This is a genomic window from Candidatus Zixiibacteriota bacterium, assembly GCA_029860345.1.
In the GTDB taxonomy this organism is placed as follows: Bacteria; Zixibacteria; MSB-5A5; order GN15; family FEB-12; genus JAJRTA01.
In genome coordinates this window covers 381426-396040 of sequence record JAOUBJ010000002.1, presented here as the reverse complement: position 1 = coordinate 396040, position 14615 = coordinate 381426, and the positions used below count along the sequence as shown (strand labels likewise).

Annotated in this window: 10 protein-coding genes and 1 tRNA gene; 8 read left to right on the top strand and 3 right to left on the bottom strand. The window is 53.9% G+C overall.

The window, feature by feature from the left end; genetic code table 11:
* Positions 1 to 713 precede the first annotated feature (713 nt).
* Positions 714 to 2447, bottom strand: a complete 1734-nt coding sequence (locus tag OEV49_03680) for a M14 family metallopeptidase (protein MDH3890160.1) — start codon at positions 2445 to 2447, stop codon at positions 714 to 716.
* Positions 2444 to 4450: a M14 family zinc carboxypeptidase gene (locus OEV49_03675; GenBank protein ID MDH3890159.1), complete on the bottom strand. Its 2007-nt coding sequence runs from the start codon at positions 4448 to 4450 to the stop codon at positions 2444 to 2446. The genes OEV49_03680 and OEV49_03675 overlap by 4 nt, the downstream gene beginning before the upstream one ends.
* Positions 4451 to 4715: 265 nt before the next feature.
* Here OEV49_03675 and OEV49_03670 point away from each other — a divergent pair, with 265 nt between their 5' ends.
* The 6 genes from OEV49_03670 to OEV49_03645 all read left to right on the top strand — a co-directional run bounded on the left by OEV49_03670 (position 4716) and on the right by OEV49_03645 (position 10301).
* On the top strand, positions 4716 to 5450 hold the full coding sequence (locus tag OEV49_03670; protein MDH3890158.1) for a hypothetical protein: 735 nt from the start codon (positions 4716 to 4718) through the stop codon (positions 5448 to 5450).
* A gap of 204 nt (positions 5451 to 5654) precedes the next feature.
* A tRNA-Arg gene (locus OEV49_03665) sits at positions 5655 to 5728 on the top strand.
* Positions 5729 to 5976: 248 nt separating this feature from the next.
* Positions 5977 to 7497: a hypothetical protein gene (locus OEV49_03660; protein MDH3890157.1), complete on the top strand. Its 1521-nt coding sequence runs from the start codon at positions 5977 to 5979 to the stop codon at positions 7495 to 7497.
* Positions 7498 to 7758: 261 nt separating this feature from the next.
* Positions 7759 to 9018, top strand: coding sequence for a hypothetical protein (locus tag OEV49_03655; protein ID MDH3890156.1), 1260 nt, complete (start codon positions 7759 to 7761; stop codon positions 9016 to 9018).
* Between the two features lie 137 nt (positions 9019 to 9155).
* Complete coding sequence (locus tag OEV49_03650; protein MDH3890155.1) at positions 9156 to 9653, top strand: hypothetical protein; 498 nt, start codon at positions 9156 to 9158, stop codon at positions 9651 to 9653.
* Between the two features lie 117 nt (positions 9654 to 9770).
* Positions 9771 to 10301, top strand: coding sequence for an adenylate kinase (locus OEV49_03645; GenBank protein MDH3890154.1), 531 nt, complete (start codon positions 9771 to 9773; stop codon positions 10299 to 10301).
* A gap of 108 nt (positions 10302 to 10409) precedes the next feature.
* On the opposite strand, the gene OEV49_03640 is transcribed toward OEV49_03645, so the two are convergent.
* Complete coding sequence (locus OEV49_03640) at positions 10410 to 10712, bottom strand: hypothetical protein (protein MDH3890153.1); 303 nt, start codon at positions 10710 to 10712, stop codon at positions 10410 to 10412.
* A gap of 453 nt (positions 10713 to 11165) precedes the next feature.
* On the opposite strand from OEV49_03640, the gene OEV49_03635 reads away from it, so the two are divergent.
* Positions 11166 to 13241 carry a pentapeptide repeat-containing protein gene (locus OEV49_03635; protein ID MDH3890152.1) on the top strand — a complete coding sequence of 692 codons (2076 nt, stop codon included), beginning with the start codon at positions 11166 to 11168 and terminating at the stop codon, positions 13239 to 13241.
* Positions 13242 to 13683: 442 nt separating this feature from the next.
* A complete protein-coding gene (locus OEV49_03630; protein MDH3890151.1) occupies positions 13684 to 14439 on the top strand; it encodes a PilZ domain-containing protein in 756 nt (251 codons plus the stop codon).
* Positions 14440 to 14615 lie beyond the last annotated feature (176 nt).

Here is a 14615-nt window from a genome sequence, read left to right as displayed (position 1 = left end):
GGAACACTTCGTGCATTTCATACAGGCGTACAATAACACGCCCCGAAAATGTCTGGACTTTTGGACCCCGGCAGAGGTATTTTGGAAGGAACTGTTGCACTTCAAATGTGAATTCACCTTCCCGCCTTCGCGGGAATGACACCCATAAATGGGTTTCTCGCGCTTCGCGCGCAAGAATCACGGCTGACCGTGTCATAGTGAGCGGAGTCGAACCACAGGCAAGCCTGTTTTTTGCGCTTCGCGCGCTTTTGGGTCAACGCGTGGCATAGCCACAAGAACACGGCTTGACCGTGCACCCTTCGACTGCGCTCAGGGTGACATGGGCGGGTGATAAAGAGTGCTACCCGAACACGCGCGAAGCGCGATGAAACTGGCTTTCCTGGCCTTCGACTGCGTTCAGGATTAGGTGATGAGTCGTTTTTCTTGTGATGGTCGAGTCTTCAGACTCGGCCACCACAGCCCACGCGATCTGAAGATCACGCGGGCACAAGTCACTGCCTTGATAGTCTGGTGGGCAGGACCCTTGTGATCCTGCCACGGTCAAGCCACCCATGAGCGGGTATCATGCGCTTGGCGCCTCTCGGATGTGTCGGGCGAGGTCGCCCGACACCACGCAAGCCAAACCTTTCCGTTCACCCTTCGACTCCGCTCAGGGTGAGGTGGTGGCGTGGATACCCTGCGAGGTCATACAATGTCGTCAAGTACTGTTTCACCTACAAGTCAATCGTCAGTGACTTATTCCTCGCCTTGATCGCTTCGAAGGTCACCTTGGCTTTGCCCTTGCCTCTGACAATCCACTGCACATCACGCCTACCGAAAGATGGCACACTGGTGAAAATCATGTGCGGCCGATGCTCCAGCGACGAGACTCGGTTGAGGAACCTATCCTCGATGATACCACCGGAGACAACTTCGACACCGTCGATCCTGAGGATGTCCTTACGATATATCTTGTGCCTTACGGCAGTGCTCGACAAGGTCGGGATTGCATTTCTGTTCGACGCCCGAACGCGCACACGTTTGAGACCGCCACCCAGATCCGTGACATCCAACAGCTCCAGTGAAACCACCGGTGCGTGCCGTGCCGTGAAGATCACCATCGAGGCATTACGGTGGACCATTTCAAGCATCAGAAACGGTGGTGGCATACGCGTCGTGAATGTTCGCCATCCACCTATTTCAACTTCGCCGAATTGCGGATGATCGAATTTCTTCCAGGGCGTGTACATTTCCCCCTGGGTCAAGTTATCGCTGAACAATTGCCGTTCTTCGGCGGGCGTACCGCCATAATACTGCGAGTCATCTTCATCTTCGGACTTTTTGGGTTCCTGTTTGCGGTAGCGCTCCTGCTCACTCATAAACAGTTCACCGACAAAGCCAAAGATGCCGTTGTTCGAAAACATCCATTCGTCGAAATCGCCGTGTGTGGTGTACATGTCCTGTCCACCGATTATATAATCATAACCGGGTGTGATTTTCTCACCTTCCTTGCCGAGAAAATCATACACTTTCACATCAGAGGGTGGATAAAAGCCAGCCAGCTTGGAGCCGGGTCCACGCACCCACATGCCGCCTGAGTTGTGAAAAGCAAAATTGAAGCAGATGTTCGGCTTGGTAATAATAAAGTCAGATGTCGCCTTGGTCGGCTTTGATGACATCGGGAAATCCCCGGCGCCGGACTGCACGTAGGGCGGCTGCCACTTGAATCCGTAGTTGCGATTCATGTCGAGATAGCCGGGGCCGTCCTCGTTGAGTCGACCATCACCGTCGTTGTCGATCCCTTCACTTCCCAGGCGTCGCCACTGGCCGATCTCACCCGGCTCGACACGCACCATTACGCGCGGATCATCCGGATGGGTCTTGTAGCCACCGAATGGATCGGCCACGCGCATTCGAAGTATCTCACCGTCACCGTCCAGGTCTTCCGATGAATCTTCATCAGCCAGGCCGTCACGGTCGTCATCATAAGGTACCATGGCAGTGCGACCCTTGTTGTAGTGGCCGGCGTCGGTGAAGAATCGCCAGCGTTGGTCCACATTGACCACCGGTATAATGTAGAAGGCGCGGCTGTCGACAAGTTCTTTGATCGACTCATTCGAGTCATAGCTTTCCAAGAGATACCAGGCCAGATAGAGACAGACTTCGGCGGCCTGAACCTCGTTACCGTGAATGGTACCGTCGACGTAGACACCCGGTTTCTCCGTGTCTTTGCCTGTCTTGTTGTTGTTGATAGTAAGCAAATGAATGTCGCGGCCTTCTTCACTGGTGCCGATAATCCGGAGTTCGGTGAGGTTCGGGTAGGCTGCATTGAGCTGTTCCAGGCTGCGAGTCATCTCCGGACCGTCGAAGTAATGATCAAACGACAGGGTCAGTTTACCCGCTTTGGTGGCCGATGCGGTGGAGGCAACAAGCAGGGCCAGAGTAAGAAAGATTCTAAAAGCAATCATCGTGTGGCCTCCTTAAGGGTTACGACCTTTTTGTCGGCGCCGGCCGAGAAACTGTGTGCTTCGATTGTGACTTCGCTTCCGTCTTTTGCCTTGACCAGCCAGCTGACTTTTTCCACACCGCCGGAGCCGCCCAGCAGACCCAACGGTCGACGGGGTCGCCCTTCCAGGAAATCAACCGGCCGGCCGCTGATCTTCGCGACTGCCGGTGCCGGGCGTTGGCAGCGTTTACCCTGATGGGTCGGATATGGCAAAAAGCCTTCGTTGGCGATCCACGCCTCGACATGCCAAACATCTGCGCTTCGCCGCGTCGTCTTGACTTTCTTGATGGTAAGCTGTGGCGTGAGCTTGGCAAGGTCACGGATGAATGGCAGTTGCTTGTTGATCATTTCGTCAGCGGTCTCTGAAGGCGGCGTGATATCCGACATCGGAATCATGCCGCCGATCTCGACTTCACCCAGGGTCGGGTGACTGTACGGCTGCCAGGCCACGAACGCATCCGGATTAAACGCAAACAGCGCTTCGTCTTTCTCGTCGGCGCCGCCTTCGTCATCGTCTTTTTGGGACTTGCGCATCATCTTGGCCATCCGCTTAGGGTTCATCATGCCGCCCTCAAGGCCCTTGATGACCATCGCCGCCGTGTATTGCTCGGGAGCATCCTGAGCCTTGAGAAAGGCGGCTATCTTTTCCTCACCGAGCGCAACCACCTCTTCGGTGGACATACCTTCCAACTGGTCCAAGGTCAGGCTGGAGTCATCCGCTTTCTTTTCTTCCTTCTTGGGTTCCGGCAAAGTCCAGAAGTTGAGGCTGAAACTCGGAACACCATACTGATAGTAGGCCCACTCCTCAAAACATCCATCGGAGAAGCCGGGGGCGTCAAGGGCCTTGCCATCGAGCTCGTTTTCTTTGAGGAAATCGTTGAATCGTTTGCTGATCTCTTTCCAATAGCCTAAGTCGTTCTTATCCGGGTTGACCTTGGCGCCGGCATCGAGCCACTGGAGCAGCATATCTTCGGTCAGTTCTTTATATCCCGTGAAGTCGCGGGCCATCGGCAGGAGCACTTTCATGGGGAATTCTTTTTCGGGATCAACGCCCATCCGCTTGGCCCATCGTTTCGGCAGTTTGAACTTGTCACCGCCGGCTTCGGCGCGACGGTTGCTCTCCGGCACATTTTTTAGGCTGTTGGTTCGTCCCAAGGTCAGCGTCATCGCGATTTCAGAATGGTCAAAACAGTATCGCAACAGTGCCCGCGACTCTGCTTCGCTGGCCGACCAGGGGCCGTCGGTTTTGGTGTAGTGCTTGAAATTGTGTGGGAAGTTGTGACCGGGATTGACGCCGCCGGGTCCGTCTTCGTTCAGTTTGCCGTCGCCATCGCTGTCGACACCTTCTCTGAAGAGGCGATACATGCCCACCTCACCCTTGGCGTTGTCGACCTCGCGCATGAAGAGCGGATTATCGGTTACCTCGACATAAGTGCCTTCCGGGTGAGCCTGTCGCATCGATGTGATATAGCCGTCGCCGTTGAGGTCCTCGGGTCCGTCTTCGTCGGTGGCGTCATCTTTGTCGGCGTTGAAGGGACGTTCGTTCACTTGAGCATCGGCCAGCGGTTTGCTGAAATATCGCGCATAGCCGTCCGGGTTGCCGCAGGCCAGAATATACCAGCGATGCGTCGCGAGTTCATCGTTCCAGTCGGTTAACAACAGTCGCGCCAACTCAAGGGCCGCTGAACTGGCCATCGGACTGTTGCCTTCCATATTCGCTACCACCAGGATGGCCGGAAGTTTGCTGTCGTTGGCGCCCAATTCGAGCATGTATAGCTCACGGTTGCCGGGTGTGCGCGTCAACTCAGCCAGCGCGGCGCTACTCTTGTGCTGGTTGGCCAACTCTTTGAGGGTCTGGTTGATTTCTTTGGGGGTACGGTAAGCTGCCTCCGCTGAAGTTACGCCGCCGATTGCGATGGAGACCAAAAGCGTGAGGGCTACCGTCGTGGCCAGGAGTCGTGTCATCGTTTCCTCCGGTCTGAGATGCGAGGGTCTTTTCTTCCTTTTTCAGAAGTAGCCAAGGTACGGCAATGCACCGGTCCAATCAAGCCGATTTTTGTTTTGGTTGGCTGGCTGAGAATCTATAAAAACATTGACAGTGTAAGTCCACAACCGTAAGCTGGGAGAAGCATGAGTACGATGCGGACCGCTCTGCGTTAATCACCACTGTCCGAAATCCTCTGCTTTGCTGGATGTGGTGTCCCAAGTTGGCCCAATACTGAGGTCTCAGATGAGTTTTAAGCCGGGAGATTTCTTCATCGGTGTCATCGATTTCTTTTCGGTCATTTTGCCCGGTGCGATTCTGACGATTTATCTGCTGTATATAAGTGAATACCCGGGGCCAGAGATCATCATGTTGAAAAACGGTGACAGCCTGAATTGGCTGACGCTTGGGCTTGCCTCGTACTTTCTCGGCCACCTGCTCTTTGCCTTGAGCAGCCACCTGGATTGGTTCTATGATCGCTACTATGTTCGTAACAGACCAAGTGGTAAGTACCTTCTCAACTGTGCTGAGTCGTACAAGATCGACGATTTCGCAAAGGAGCAGCGCGCACCGCTGAGTCCGGCGGAGACGCGGGAAACGTCGAAGAATAGGCATAAGCGCATCACTAACCTGTTTAAGTGGGCCAGCGTCAACATAGCCATCAATGAGCCGGCCTCAGCCTCTGAGGTTAATAGGCTGCAGGCAGACTCCAAGTTCTTCCGATCGGTTGCCGGCTTGATCATTCTCGTGTTACTACTCGAATTGACTACTTCCTGCGTGAATTGTTGCCTTGACCGGGATTTGGGGCAACTCGGGCTGTTTTGCAGCCTCCCCACGATCTCCTTGACAGTTCTTGTGCTGTTCTTCTGTGGGTGGCGTTACATGGAGCTTCGCATGAAGGCTGTCGAACTGTGTTACCGTTATTACATAGCGCTGCGAAAGCGGCGAGGGTCTGGTTCCGACTCCTCACCTTCCGGCTGACCGGCTGGACGCATCTGTTTTCGCGGGGCCGATGCAAGTTTGTTGTGTTGAACCCTGGGGCTGACGCAGCGTGAAGTTTTTACTGTTGCCCGCGTCGTTGCAACCACCTATCTTGCAATTGTAACGACTGTCGGGTCGACGCGAGCCGCTTGACTGTTTGTGAATGACGATCGAGTCGACACGAGTCACTTGAGAGTTTTAGATGCCCCCGTAGCTCATCTGGATAGAGCATCTGCCTTCTAAGCAGAGGGTAGCAGGTTCGAGTCCTGCCGGGGGTATTTAATTTGTGCCGCCACCTATCCCACCACCAAACCCCTTGCATAAACCCTGCTACAGCGTATATTACCTGCAGACCCTACCTCACACGCGACCTTCACCGCTTCGGTGGTTGCAGGCTTCGAAGACAAGACAGAATCTGGAAACCCGATCAAAAGTTCCACGTAAAGTCACACATAAAGTCAATTATCGAGTGAAGCGGTCGAAGCCCGGGACCCCGCCAAGAACAAACCTCACATAAGGAGGTCGCATGTCGCGAGTCGTTATTGCTATCATTGTTTTGGCATCCGTAGTCGCCGGGCTTGCCGGAAGCAGTCCGGCCCAAACCTATCTCGACTGGCCGCTGGATCCGGACAGTTCTACGCACATTGTCTCCGGTTTCTACGGCGCCTGGCAAGCCATGTGGCGGGCCGAGTGGGGCCGAAACGTGAACTACTTCCACCCCGCAATAGACATACCGGGCGATACCATGGAAACGGTCTATGCCGTTGAGTCGGGTTACATCAAAGCAGTGTTTACAATCTTCGACAGTGATGCGCATTGGCGTATTGTCATCGCCGACTCGGCCGGAACTGAGGAATGTGAAGGCTGGTTGTATGCGCATTTATTCGAGTGGTCCATGCCCAGTTGGATCGGTCAGTGGGTGGACGCCGGTGATTCTATCGGCGTGCTGGCCACCTGGCCGAATCCGAACACATTGGTCCATCTGCACTTCTCCCGAGTCAGATACTCAGGCGATGCCGATGCCTGGCATGACGGTTTTTGGGACTACGAGTTTATGGATAATCCAATGAGCTACCTGGGACCGGCCGGGGACACCGATCCGCCATTCATGCAAAACGCAATCGGTGATCAACTCTTTGCCATCTGCACCGATCAGACCAGCGACTACTTTGATGTCGGCCAGCCGATCTCCGGTGATGTTGATATTATATGCGCTGCCTACGATTACTGCGGCATCTATCAGTGGAAGAACTCCCCCTACCGGATAGAATACAAGATCGAAGGCGACTCAGTCATACCGTGGACACTTGCGTTCGAATTCTCTGGCTCCATCGACTCGTACAACGGCGAGATGGAAGCACTCAGCCACACCGTGTTCAAATACGACAGCCAGTGCCCCACCGGTTACAGCGACAGCATGTTTCAATTCTATATAATGACCAACTCCGACGGTGACGCCTTGCTGGAAGCATCGGACACTTCCGGCTGCTGGCCTACGACGCTGTTTCACAACGGTGACTACACGATCAGTGCCCGGCTGACCGACTACGACGGCAACTCGTTCGTTGACTCCATGTCCGTAACGGTCGAGAACCTATATGATCTGACAGGCAGTATCGGTCTCAGCGACGGTGGTCCGCGACTGTCGGGGTCACTGATCACGATTGAGCCGGATGGTTTGAGCGACACCACCGATGCCGCCGGTGCGTTCCATTTCCCTGCCGTTGGTGGCGGCTCACAACTGCTCACCATAACACGGCCGGTTTATGAAACGGTCGACACCGTCTTTCTGATGACGCAGGACAGTTTGCTCGACGTTACGGTGCTTCTGGGTGCCTTTGTTTGCGGCGATATCGACGGCAACGGCAGCACGGTGGTCGACATTGCCGACCTGGTATTCTTGGTCGACTACATGTTCGCAGGCGGTTCCACACCCTGGGCGATGCCGGCAGTCGATGTCGACGGCTCTGGCGGGGTGGACATTGCCGACCTGGTGTACGTGGTGGATTTCATGTTTAGCGGTGGACCCGCTCCGGTGTGTCGGTGATCGTGCTGGAGGGACACTGATCTACCTGCAGCGCGAAAGGTAGCAGGTTAGTCAGCCGCTGGATATCTATGTTGTAAAATGGCTCTCGGCCATTGACAATCGATACGCATTGCGCTACATTGGGTCCATACATCTGAGTTAGGCATCTCTGGCTACGAATATTGTTCTCGATGATGGGTTGCGTGTCGGTGAATAATCGACCGATTCGCGAAGTACTAATCGTATGGATGTTTATTCGATTTTCGTAGGAGGATGAAGGCAATGACAAAGAAGATAGGTATCTTGTTACTGGTCACGGTTCTGATGGTAACAGCCGTACCCCAAAAGGTGGAAGCAAAGGGTGTTCTGAATGCTTTGCATCTACTGATGAGATTACTGGGACAATGGCCAGGCGGCAAACCTGTTGGTGACTTTGCCGGTCGTACTTCATTGGCCAGACGGATTCGGGAGGCCAGACTTGAGATAGGTGTTGCCAAGAAGCAGATACAACAAGAACCGATCATCATCAAATCATCGGAGGATCACCAAAGAACCGAGATACTGGACAGGTTGGACAGGTTGGAAGCGGCCATGGGCGAACTCTATCAGCATGTCTTCGACGGTTCTCTCTCAAATGACGAGTTGTTGGAAATCTGCAAGTCAAACCTTGAAGATCGCATCAGGCCGCTGGATCAAGAGTTGGATTCATTAGCGGGACACTTGATGAGAATCGAGAGTACCGAGAACTTCATCCTTACCGAAGTAAGGGGTCTCAAGAGCGAGAGCCTAGAGACAGCGGAGCGCGTTAATGGCATGGAAGATCAGCTAGTCACTGTGCTCGTTACTCAAGCCAATCTGGATAAAAAGGACAGAGTGATTATCAAGGAGATTGGTTACTTGAAGCAGGAGCTTAGCGCCGTGAACAAAGACATTCGGCGTATCGACAACGAAAACGTGATAAGAGACGATTGGATTAGAAAACTTTTGTTCAGAACCAGAACTCTTGGACTAGTAGGGATGCAGTACCAGCTTTTCAAGTTCTCTGAGTCAGGCTGGAATGATCGTTATGAGTCTCTTCCCTTCGACATTCAATCGGCTGGACCTTTTCATTCAACGCGAGTCTCCGCCGGCATCTGGTTCAAGCAGGTGATATACATTGAGGGCGGCCTAGATTATATCCCCTATCAACGTCAGAGGATCAGGCAGGATGGCCAGGGGACTCACTACGATCTCTATATGGAGGGACTCGGCTGGTCGGCTGTAGGACTGATCTCGGTGACCCTGATTCATCCAATCAAACTCGAGTTTGGTGGCGGCATCACCCGGAATAATTTCGAAATCAGTTATAGGGCAGTCGACAAATACACGCAATTGATGTCTCAGAAAGAACATCTGCACCGGCGCACCGAGGACCCACTGGTGATAGCCGGGCTACGTATAGGCGGCGATCACCTGTCTGTTATTGCGAGAGTTGACGCCGTTGTCATTGATGAAAAGGTCAGAGGGTACTTCGCACGTTTCGGACTCCAAGCCGTTCCATAACCAAGGAATGGTGGACCCGCTCCGGTGTGTCGGTGATCGTGCCGGCCGGCCGGGACGAATGATCTGTCGCTGACCAACTTCGTTGTTGACTTACCTATCTCCGTTTGCCTATACTACCGGCAGAAGGAGGAGACACCATGTTCAAATGCATCACTGTACTAATCTTGACCCTAATGTTCAGTTCACAGGTTTCGGCTGAAATCATGCTGAAGAAAAGTCTCTTGAGCGGTTGGAAATACTCTGTCGACGGCGGAGAGTATCAGAAGGTCGGCATGTCCGGCGGTGATTTGAGGTACGAACTGGGCGGTAACGACGAAGCCATGGCCTACATGGATAAATACGAGAGCGCCAATACCTGGGCGGCCGTAACCGGCATCCCCGGCGGATTCCTTGTCGGCTGGCCACTGGGCGGATACATCGGCAGCGGCGGAGAATGGAAGGACAGCTACACCACAATGGTCGCCATCGGCGCCCCCTTGAGTATCATATCGATGGTGCTGGAAAGCTCGGCGGGTCGGAATCTCAAGAAAGCGGTCGGCTTGCACAACGACGCTGAAACGCAGTCGCTGGGACTCAAGCTGAATCTACAACCTCACACAGAAGGGCTGCTTCTGTCGCTGAAATACGAGTTCTGACGAGTCTCCCGTCCCTGTCTGGGAGATACGCACTATTCATAACGTCGGAACGCAGGCTGATGCATGATGGACGGTGGTGGCTGCGCATGCCCCCGGAGCTTTAGCGTCCCCCCCCCTATGAACCGAATTATCATCATTGGATCAAGTTGCGCCGGGAAGACGACGCTGGCGCGCAAGCTCTCAGCGAAGCTAAACATGCCGCATATCGAGCTGGATCAGTTGTTCTGGCTGCCCGAATGGAAACAGCGACCGCAAGACGAGTTCCGCTCGCTGGTTAGCGACGCAATAGCCGCTGAACGATGGATCAGTTGCGGCAATTTCACCGAGCTGCGCGAAATCCTTTGGAATCGCGCCACCCACGCTGTATGGATGAACTACTCCTTCCCGCTGGTTTTTTCACGCGCAATCAGGCGAACGGTCAGGCGTTGTTTCGTCAAAGAGGAACTGTTCTCGGGCAACTACGAATCTTTCCGGCAATCGTTTTTGAGTCGTGATTCGATCCTGTGGTGGGTGCTGACAACATTTCGAAGAAGGCGTCGGCAGTATCGGCAACTGTTCGACGACAATGTACACCCCAGCTTGAAACTGATCGAGTTACACCACCCCCGCGACGCTGAGAAACTACTTGAGAATCTCGACTCTGGATGATATCAGACAGTCAATTGATAGTAGCATAGAAAAGACCACTGCCGGCCAGTTTTTGCGGCGGCCGTCAGTGGTCTGTCAATCTCTAATGATGCGTTGAATTGCGGGCGGCTACTTGTGAGAGCCAACTCTCTGGCCGGGTTGGACCATGACAAACTCGCGACCTTCCTCGGTCCTAATCTGTTTGAACACTTCGCAGCTCAGACAGCTTGCCTTTTTCTCAGCGAAAGAGCCCTGTACTACTCCCCCACACAGGGTACCGGCCACCGCCCAGCAAAACCGCCCGCCGTTTTTGCCGCCATTGAGTCCGTCACTGGTTCGATCAGTGGCCGCCGTGCATATACCCATTTCGGTAGCCTTACTACCCCCTGGCTCGCGCCCACATGCTTTCAATTCCCAACAGTTCTTCTTCATAAGGTTGCTCCTCCGCTGTCGTACAATGGTTGATCTTGTGTACTCTATCGGTCGGTCGGTGGTCTGCTTTAGCGCGTTGGGCGGGCGTAAACGGGAGTGTGGCGATCTACTATGTTGTCGTTATCGGGATTCTTTTCCTACCTGATAGGTAGCCGTCAGTCGCCGACGTTGTATTCCAGGGTCACCATGCACTAAGATAGAACTTGCAATCGATTTGCATGATCGGTAGATTTCGCCAACGCAATTGAACCAGACAACGACAACTGTCACCCCGAGCGGAGTCGAGGGGTGCTCAAAATATTCGTCTTGTAGGTCAGGACCCCTTGCGGTCCTGACAAGAGTACCCACCCGCCCATAAATGGGTCTCTCGCGCAAAGCCTCTGGGTGGGGTACCAATGAGTAGGGCAGCATCCCTGTGATGCTGCCACCGCGCGTCGCGAAAGATAGGCTAACATGACCGACGACAAAGAGAACAACAAGCCCGACACTCCGCCGACTAACAGCGGTGGCGCATCTGAGAGTCAACCACTCCGAAAGATATCGGATGAAGAGTTGCAGACCATCCTGGAGGAACATAAGAAGTGGGTGGAAAGCAGCGAAAAGGAAGGTAGCCGAGCTGATCTATCTCATTGCGACCTGAGCCACAATCATTGGGAGTTGACGACCATACCAGTCGACCGCCCAGGTGGTCTGCTGACACTTGGACCGACGTTGAACAAGGCCATTATGGTGGGCACCAAACTCTGCGGGGTTGACCTTCCAGGTGCACGTCTGAAACATGCCAATCTCATAGACGCCGACCTGAGTCATTCCCAACTTGCGCGGGTCGAATTAGAGGGCGCCAGCGCCATACGATTACAACTACAACACTCCACGATGCGTGCGGCGTTGCTTCTGGGAACAGATCTATCTGGGGCTAACCTTTCGGACGCAGACCTGACAGACGCGGATCTGAACCTGGCGAATCTTACTGGTGCCACCGTCGCACGAGCGAACTTCGAAAAAGCTAATTTGCAGAAGACGAACCTAACCAAAGTGGAGGGGCTAAACCAATCCAAACTTCACGACTGCAACCTCTGCGGGGCGACCGGGCTGAAAGGGACCGAATTCGCACGAGCCGATATCACCGGCGCGAAACTTCCAGAGGACCTGAAGGAATTCAAGTCGCTGGCAGTGGTCGAAGAGATTTCCAAGAACGCGCGCAAGATATTTCTGGCTATGCTACTGGGATGTGCATACGCCTGGCTAACGATCCTAACTACTACCGATGCCAGACTAATCCTGAACTCCGTTTCATCGCCGTTGCCAATCATCGGCGCAGAAATTCGCATCGCCTATTTCTATTACGCAGCACCTGTCATCCTCCTCGGATTGTACATCTATCTACATCTTTACTTGCAGCGATTGTGGGAGGGGCTATCCAAACTCCCGGCCATTTTCGAGGACGGCAAACGGCTTGACGAACGCGCCTACCCCTGGCTTCTCAACGGCTTAGTGCGGAGGCACTTCGACAAGCTGAAAGGTGGGCGCTCTGGCATCGAGAAAACGGAGGAACTTGTGTCTCTCTTTCTGGCTTGGTGGGTCGTGCCGCTGACCTTTGGTTTGTTCTGGTATTGGTATCTCGTGCGCCACCATTGGCCGGGAACTGGCTTGCATATCGTTCTCATCAGTCTTTCGATAGCTTGTGCCATCCTATTCTATCGCAAGCATGCTGATAGCCTCCGCGGATCGGTTCGACCAGCTTTTCACTGGAAGCGCTTTTACCGCACGCGTACTTTCCAATCTATGTCGGTTGTTGCTCTGTGTGCCGTAGTTTCATACGGCGCTATTGAGGGACTGTACTTCGAGATGGAGCCTGACCGATGGTATGGTGATACGCCTAGTTGGGCGCGTGCTGATTTGCGTGAGGCTCAGCTTTCGACCATACCACCTAGCTACTGGTCCATGGATTCGGCGATCCGGGATGATGCGGTCAGGGGTGCGAATCTCAGGGGAGCCGATCTGCGGTACGCTCATATGCAAGGTAGCTTTCTGGTTAACGCTGACTTGAAGTACGCGAACCTGGAGGGAAGTAACTTGTGGTTGAGCAACCTGAGTAATGCCAACCTTGACAGTGCCAATCTCACTGGAGTTGACTTAACTGATGCAGAACTGCCTGGGGCAACGCTTCGTTTTGCAAAACTAAGTGACGCCGAACTCGACTATGCCAACCTGAGCGACGCCACGATGATGGGTGACACCCTAATCAGAGCCGTCCTGAAAGCCACCAATCTGACCGACGCAGATGTGCGCAATTCGAATTTCGATTCGGCGAGACTGACCGACGCAATCCTAATCAGAGCCGATCTACGACATTCCAGGTTTGTGGGTACCGTATTCGACGGTGCTTATCTTCGCGGCACGAAGCTGGCGGCAACCAATCTGACACGGACCTCGGGCCTGACCCAGGTGCAGATATATCAGGCCTGCTGCGACACACTTATTACCAAACTACCACCGGGGTTGACCATCAAGCAATGCCAAAAGTAAAGCAGCATCCCTGTGATGCTGCCGCCGCGTTAGCAGGTAAGAACAGCGCAAGGCGCTGTGTCGGGACCACAAGGGGTCCTGACCTACAGTAAGACTGTCACTCACGGCGGGTCCGAAGACGGACCCACCCTACTGAACTACGGGTAAGAGAAGATGAGATTGCCGGACTCGCCCTTCGACTGCGCTCAGGGTGACAGGGTGGGCCGGATGTGTTCGCGGACATGCCATTGGCGGCGGGTCCGAAGACGGACCCACCCTACAAGACAAACCAAGCTGACGCCGGAACAACAGACGGATAGGTCCCTCGTCGCATAGCATCTTTCGGAGACAAATGTGGCCCATTTATCCTCGCTTGGCCCGGCTCCTAATAGTATCTTCGGATACTGCCGATACTCAAAGGTACAGATTGCTCTGTGAACCTGTTGCAGCAGGAGGACCGAAAATGCGCGATCGAAGAAAACAAAAACGAAGCAGTACTAAAGACTTTCTTAAGGTCATCAATCTGGATACAGGAATACGTCTGGGCGGGCTGGCCAATGTGTCGGACGACGGCGCTATGATTGTCGGCGAGGAAGCTGTCGCGGTGGGCAAAGCCAGTCGTTGTAGAATTGATCTGGATAGACCTATACTGGGCAGATCAGAGATACAGATCGATGTCAAAACCCGCTGGTGCCGCAAAAACCTTGAGAGAGGTTGGTGGGAATCGGGGCACACTCTCAAATGCGCCACCAACGAAGACACCGAAGCGCTTTCATACCTGATTCTGAGATTCTCCATGGGCGAATGGGATGTCCCCGGAACCGGCAAGATCAAAACGGTACCACTACCGAACCGACGCCGGCACGCCCGGTTTGAAACCACCGACTTCTTTCCCGTGCGCGACCAAAACGGTCTCAAACATATCGGCGGGCTGGCCAATTTGACACCGATGGGCGCCATGCTTACGTCGATTGAACCGATCAAAGAAGGGCGCATACTCCACTGCCGAGTAGACCTTCCCCAGCGCATATTCCAACGCGATTACCTCTTTTTCGAAGCCGAATGCCGATGGTGCAAACAGAATCCGGAAAAAGGCTGGTATGAGTCAGGCTACAAGCTGACCAAAATCTCCGAACAAGACGCCGTGATCATTATGCACCTGGTGATGCACCATCTGGAAGTACAGACAACCGAAGAGCAAGTCGACGTTGTCGGATAAGTAGCACAGCAGTGTATATCTTACTGCAGACCTGCCACGGCCGGTAGGTTTGAACAAAAACCCGCCCCACGGAAACGCGCACGTGCATCTACTCGCAATGTAGCGCACGAGGACGTACACCACGCACATTAATCATGACGTAGACCCACCCGCTCACAAATGGGTCTCTGGCGCAA

What these genes read in the sequence shown, in the direction of transcription:
- OEV49_03680 (MDH3890160.1), bottom strand. Translation starts at nt 2,447, where the DNA reads ATGATTGCTTTTAGAATCTTTCTTACTCTGGCCCTGCTTGTTGCCTCC.
- OEV49_03675 (MDH3890159.1), bottom strand. Translation starts at nt 4,450, where the DNA reads ATGACACGACTCCTGGCCACGACGGTAGCCCTCACGCTTTTGGTCTCC.
- OEV49_03670 (MDH3890158.1), top strand. Translation starts at nt 4,716, where the DNA reads ATGAGTTTTAAGCCGGGAGATTTCTTCATCGGTGTCATCGATTTCTTT.
- OEV49_03660 (MDH3890157.1), top strand. Translation starts at nt 5,977, where the DNA reads ATGTCGCGAGTCGTTATTGCTATCATTGTTTTGGCATCCGTAGTCGCC.
- OEV49_03655 (MDH3890156.1), top strand. Translation starts at nt 7,759, where the DNA reads ATGACAAAGAAGATAGGTATCTTGTTACTGGTCACGGTTCTGATGGTA.
- OEV49_03650 (MDH3890155.1), top strand. Translation starts at nt 9,156, where the DNA reads ATGTTCAAATGCATCACTGTACTAATCTTGACCCTAATGTTCAGTTCA.
- OEV49_03645 (MDH3890154.1), top strand. Translation starts at nt 9,771, where the DNA reads ATGAACCGAATTATCATCATTGGATCAAGTTGCGCCGGGAAGACGACG.
- OEV49_03640 (MDH3890153.1), bottom strand. Translation starts at nt 10,712, where the DNA reads ATGAAGAAGAACTGTTGGGAATTGAAAGCATGTGGGCGCGAGCCAGGG.
- OEV49_03635 (MDH3890152.1), top strand. Translation starts at nt 11,166, where the DNA reads ATGACCGACGACAAAGAGAACAACAAGCCCGACACTCCGCCGACTAAC.
- OEV49_03630 (MDH3890151.1), top strand. Translation starts at nt 13,684, where the DNA reads ATGCGCGATCGAAGAAAACAAAAACGAAGCAGTACTAAAGACTTTCTT.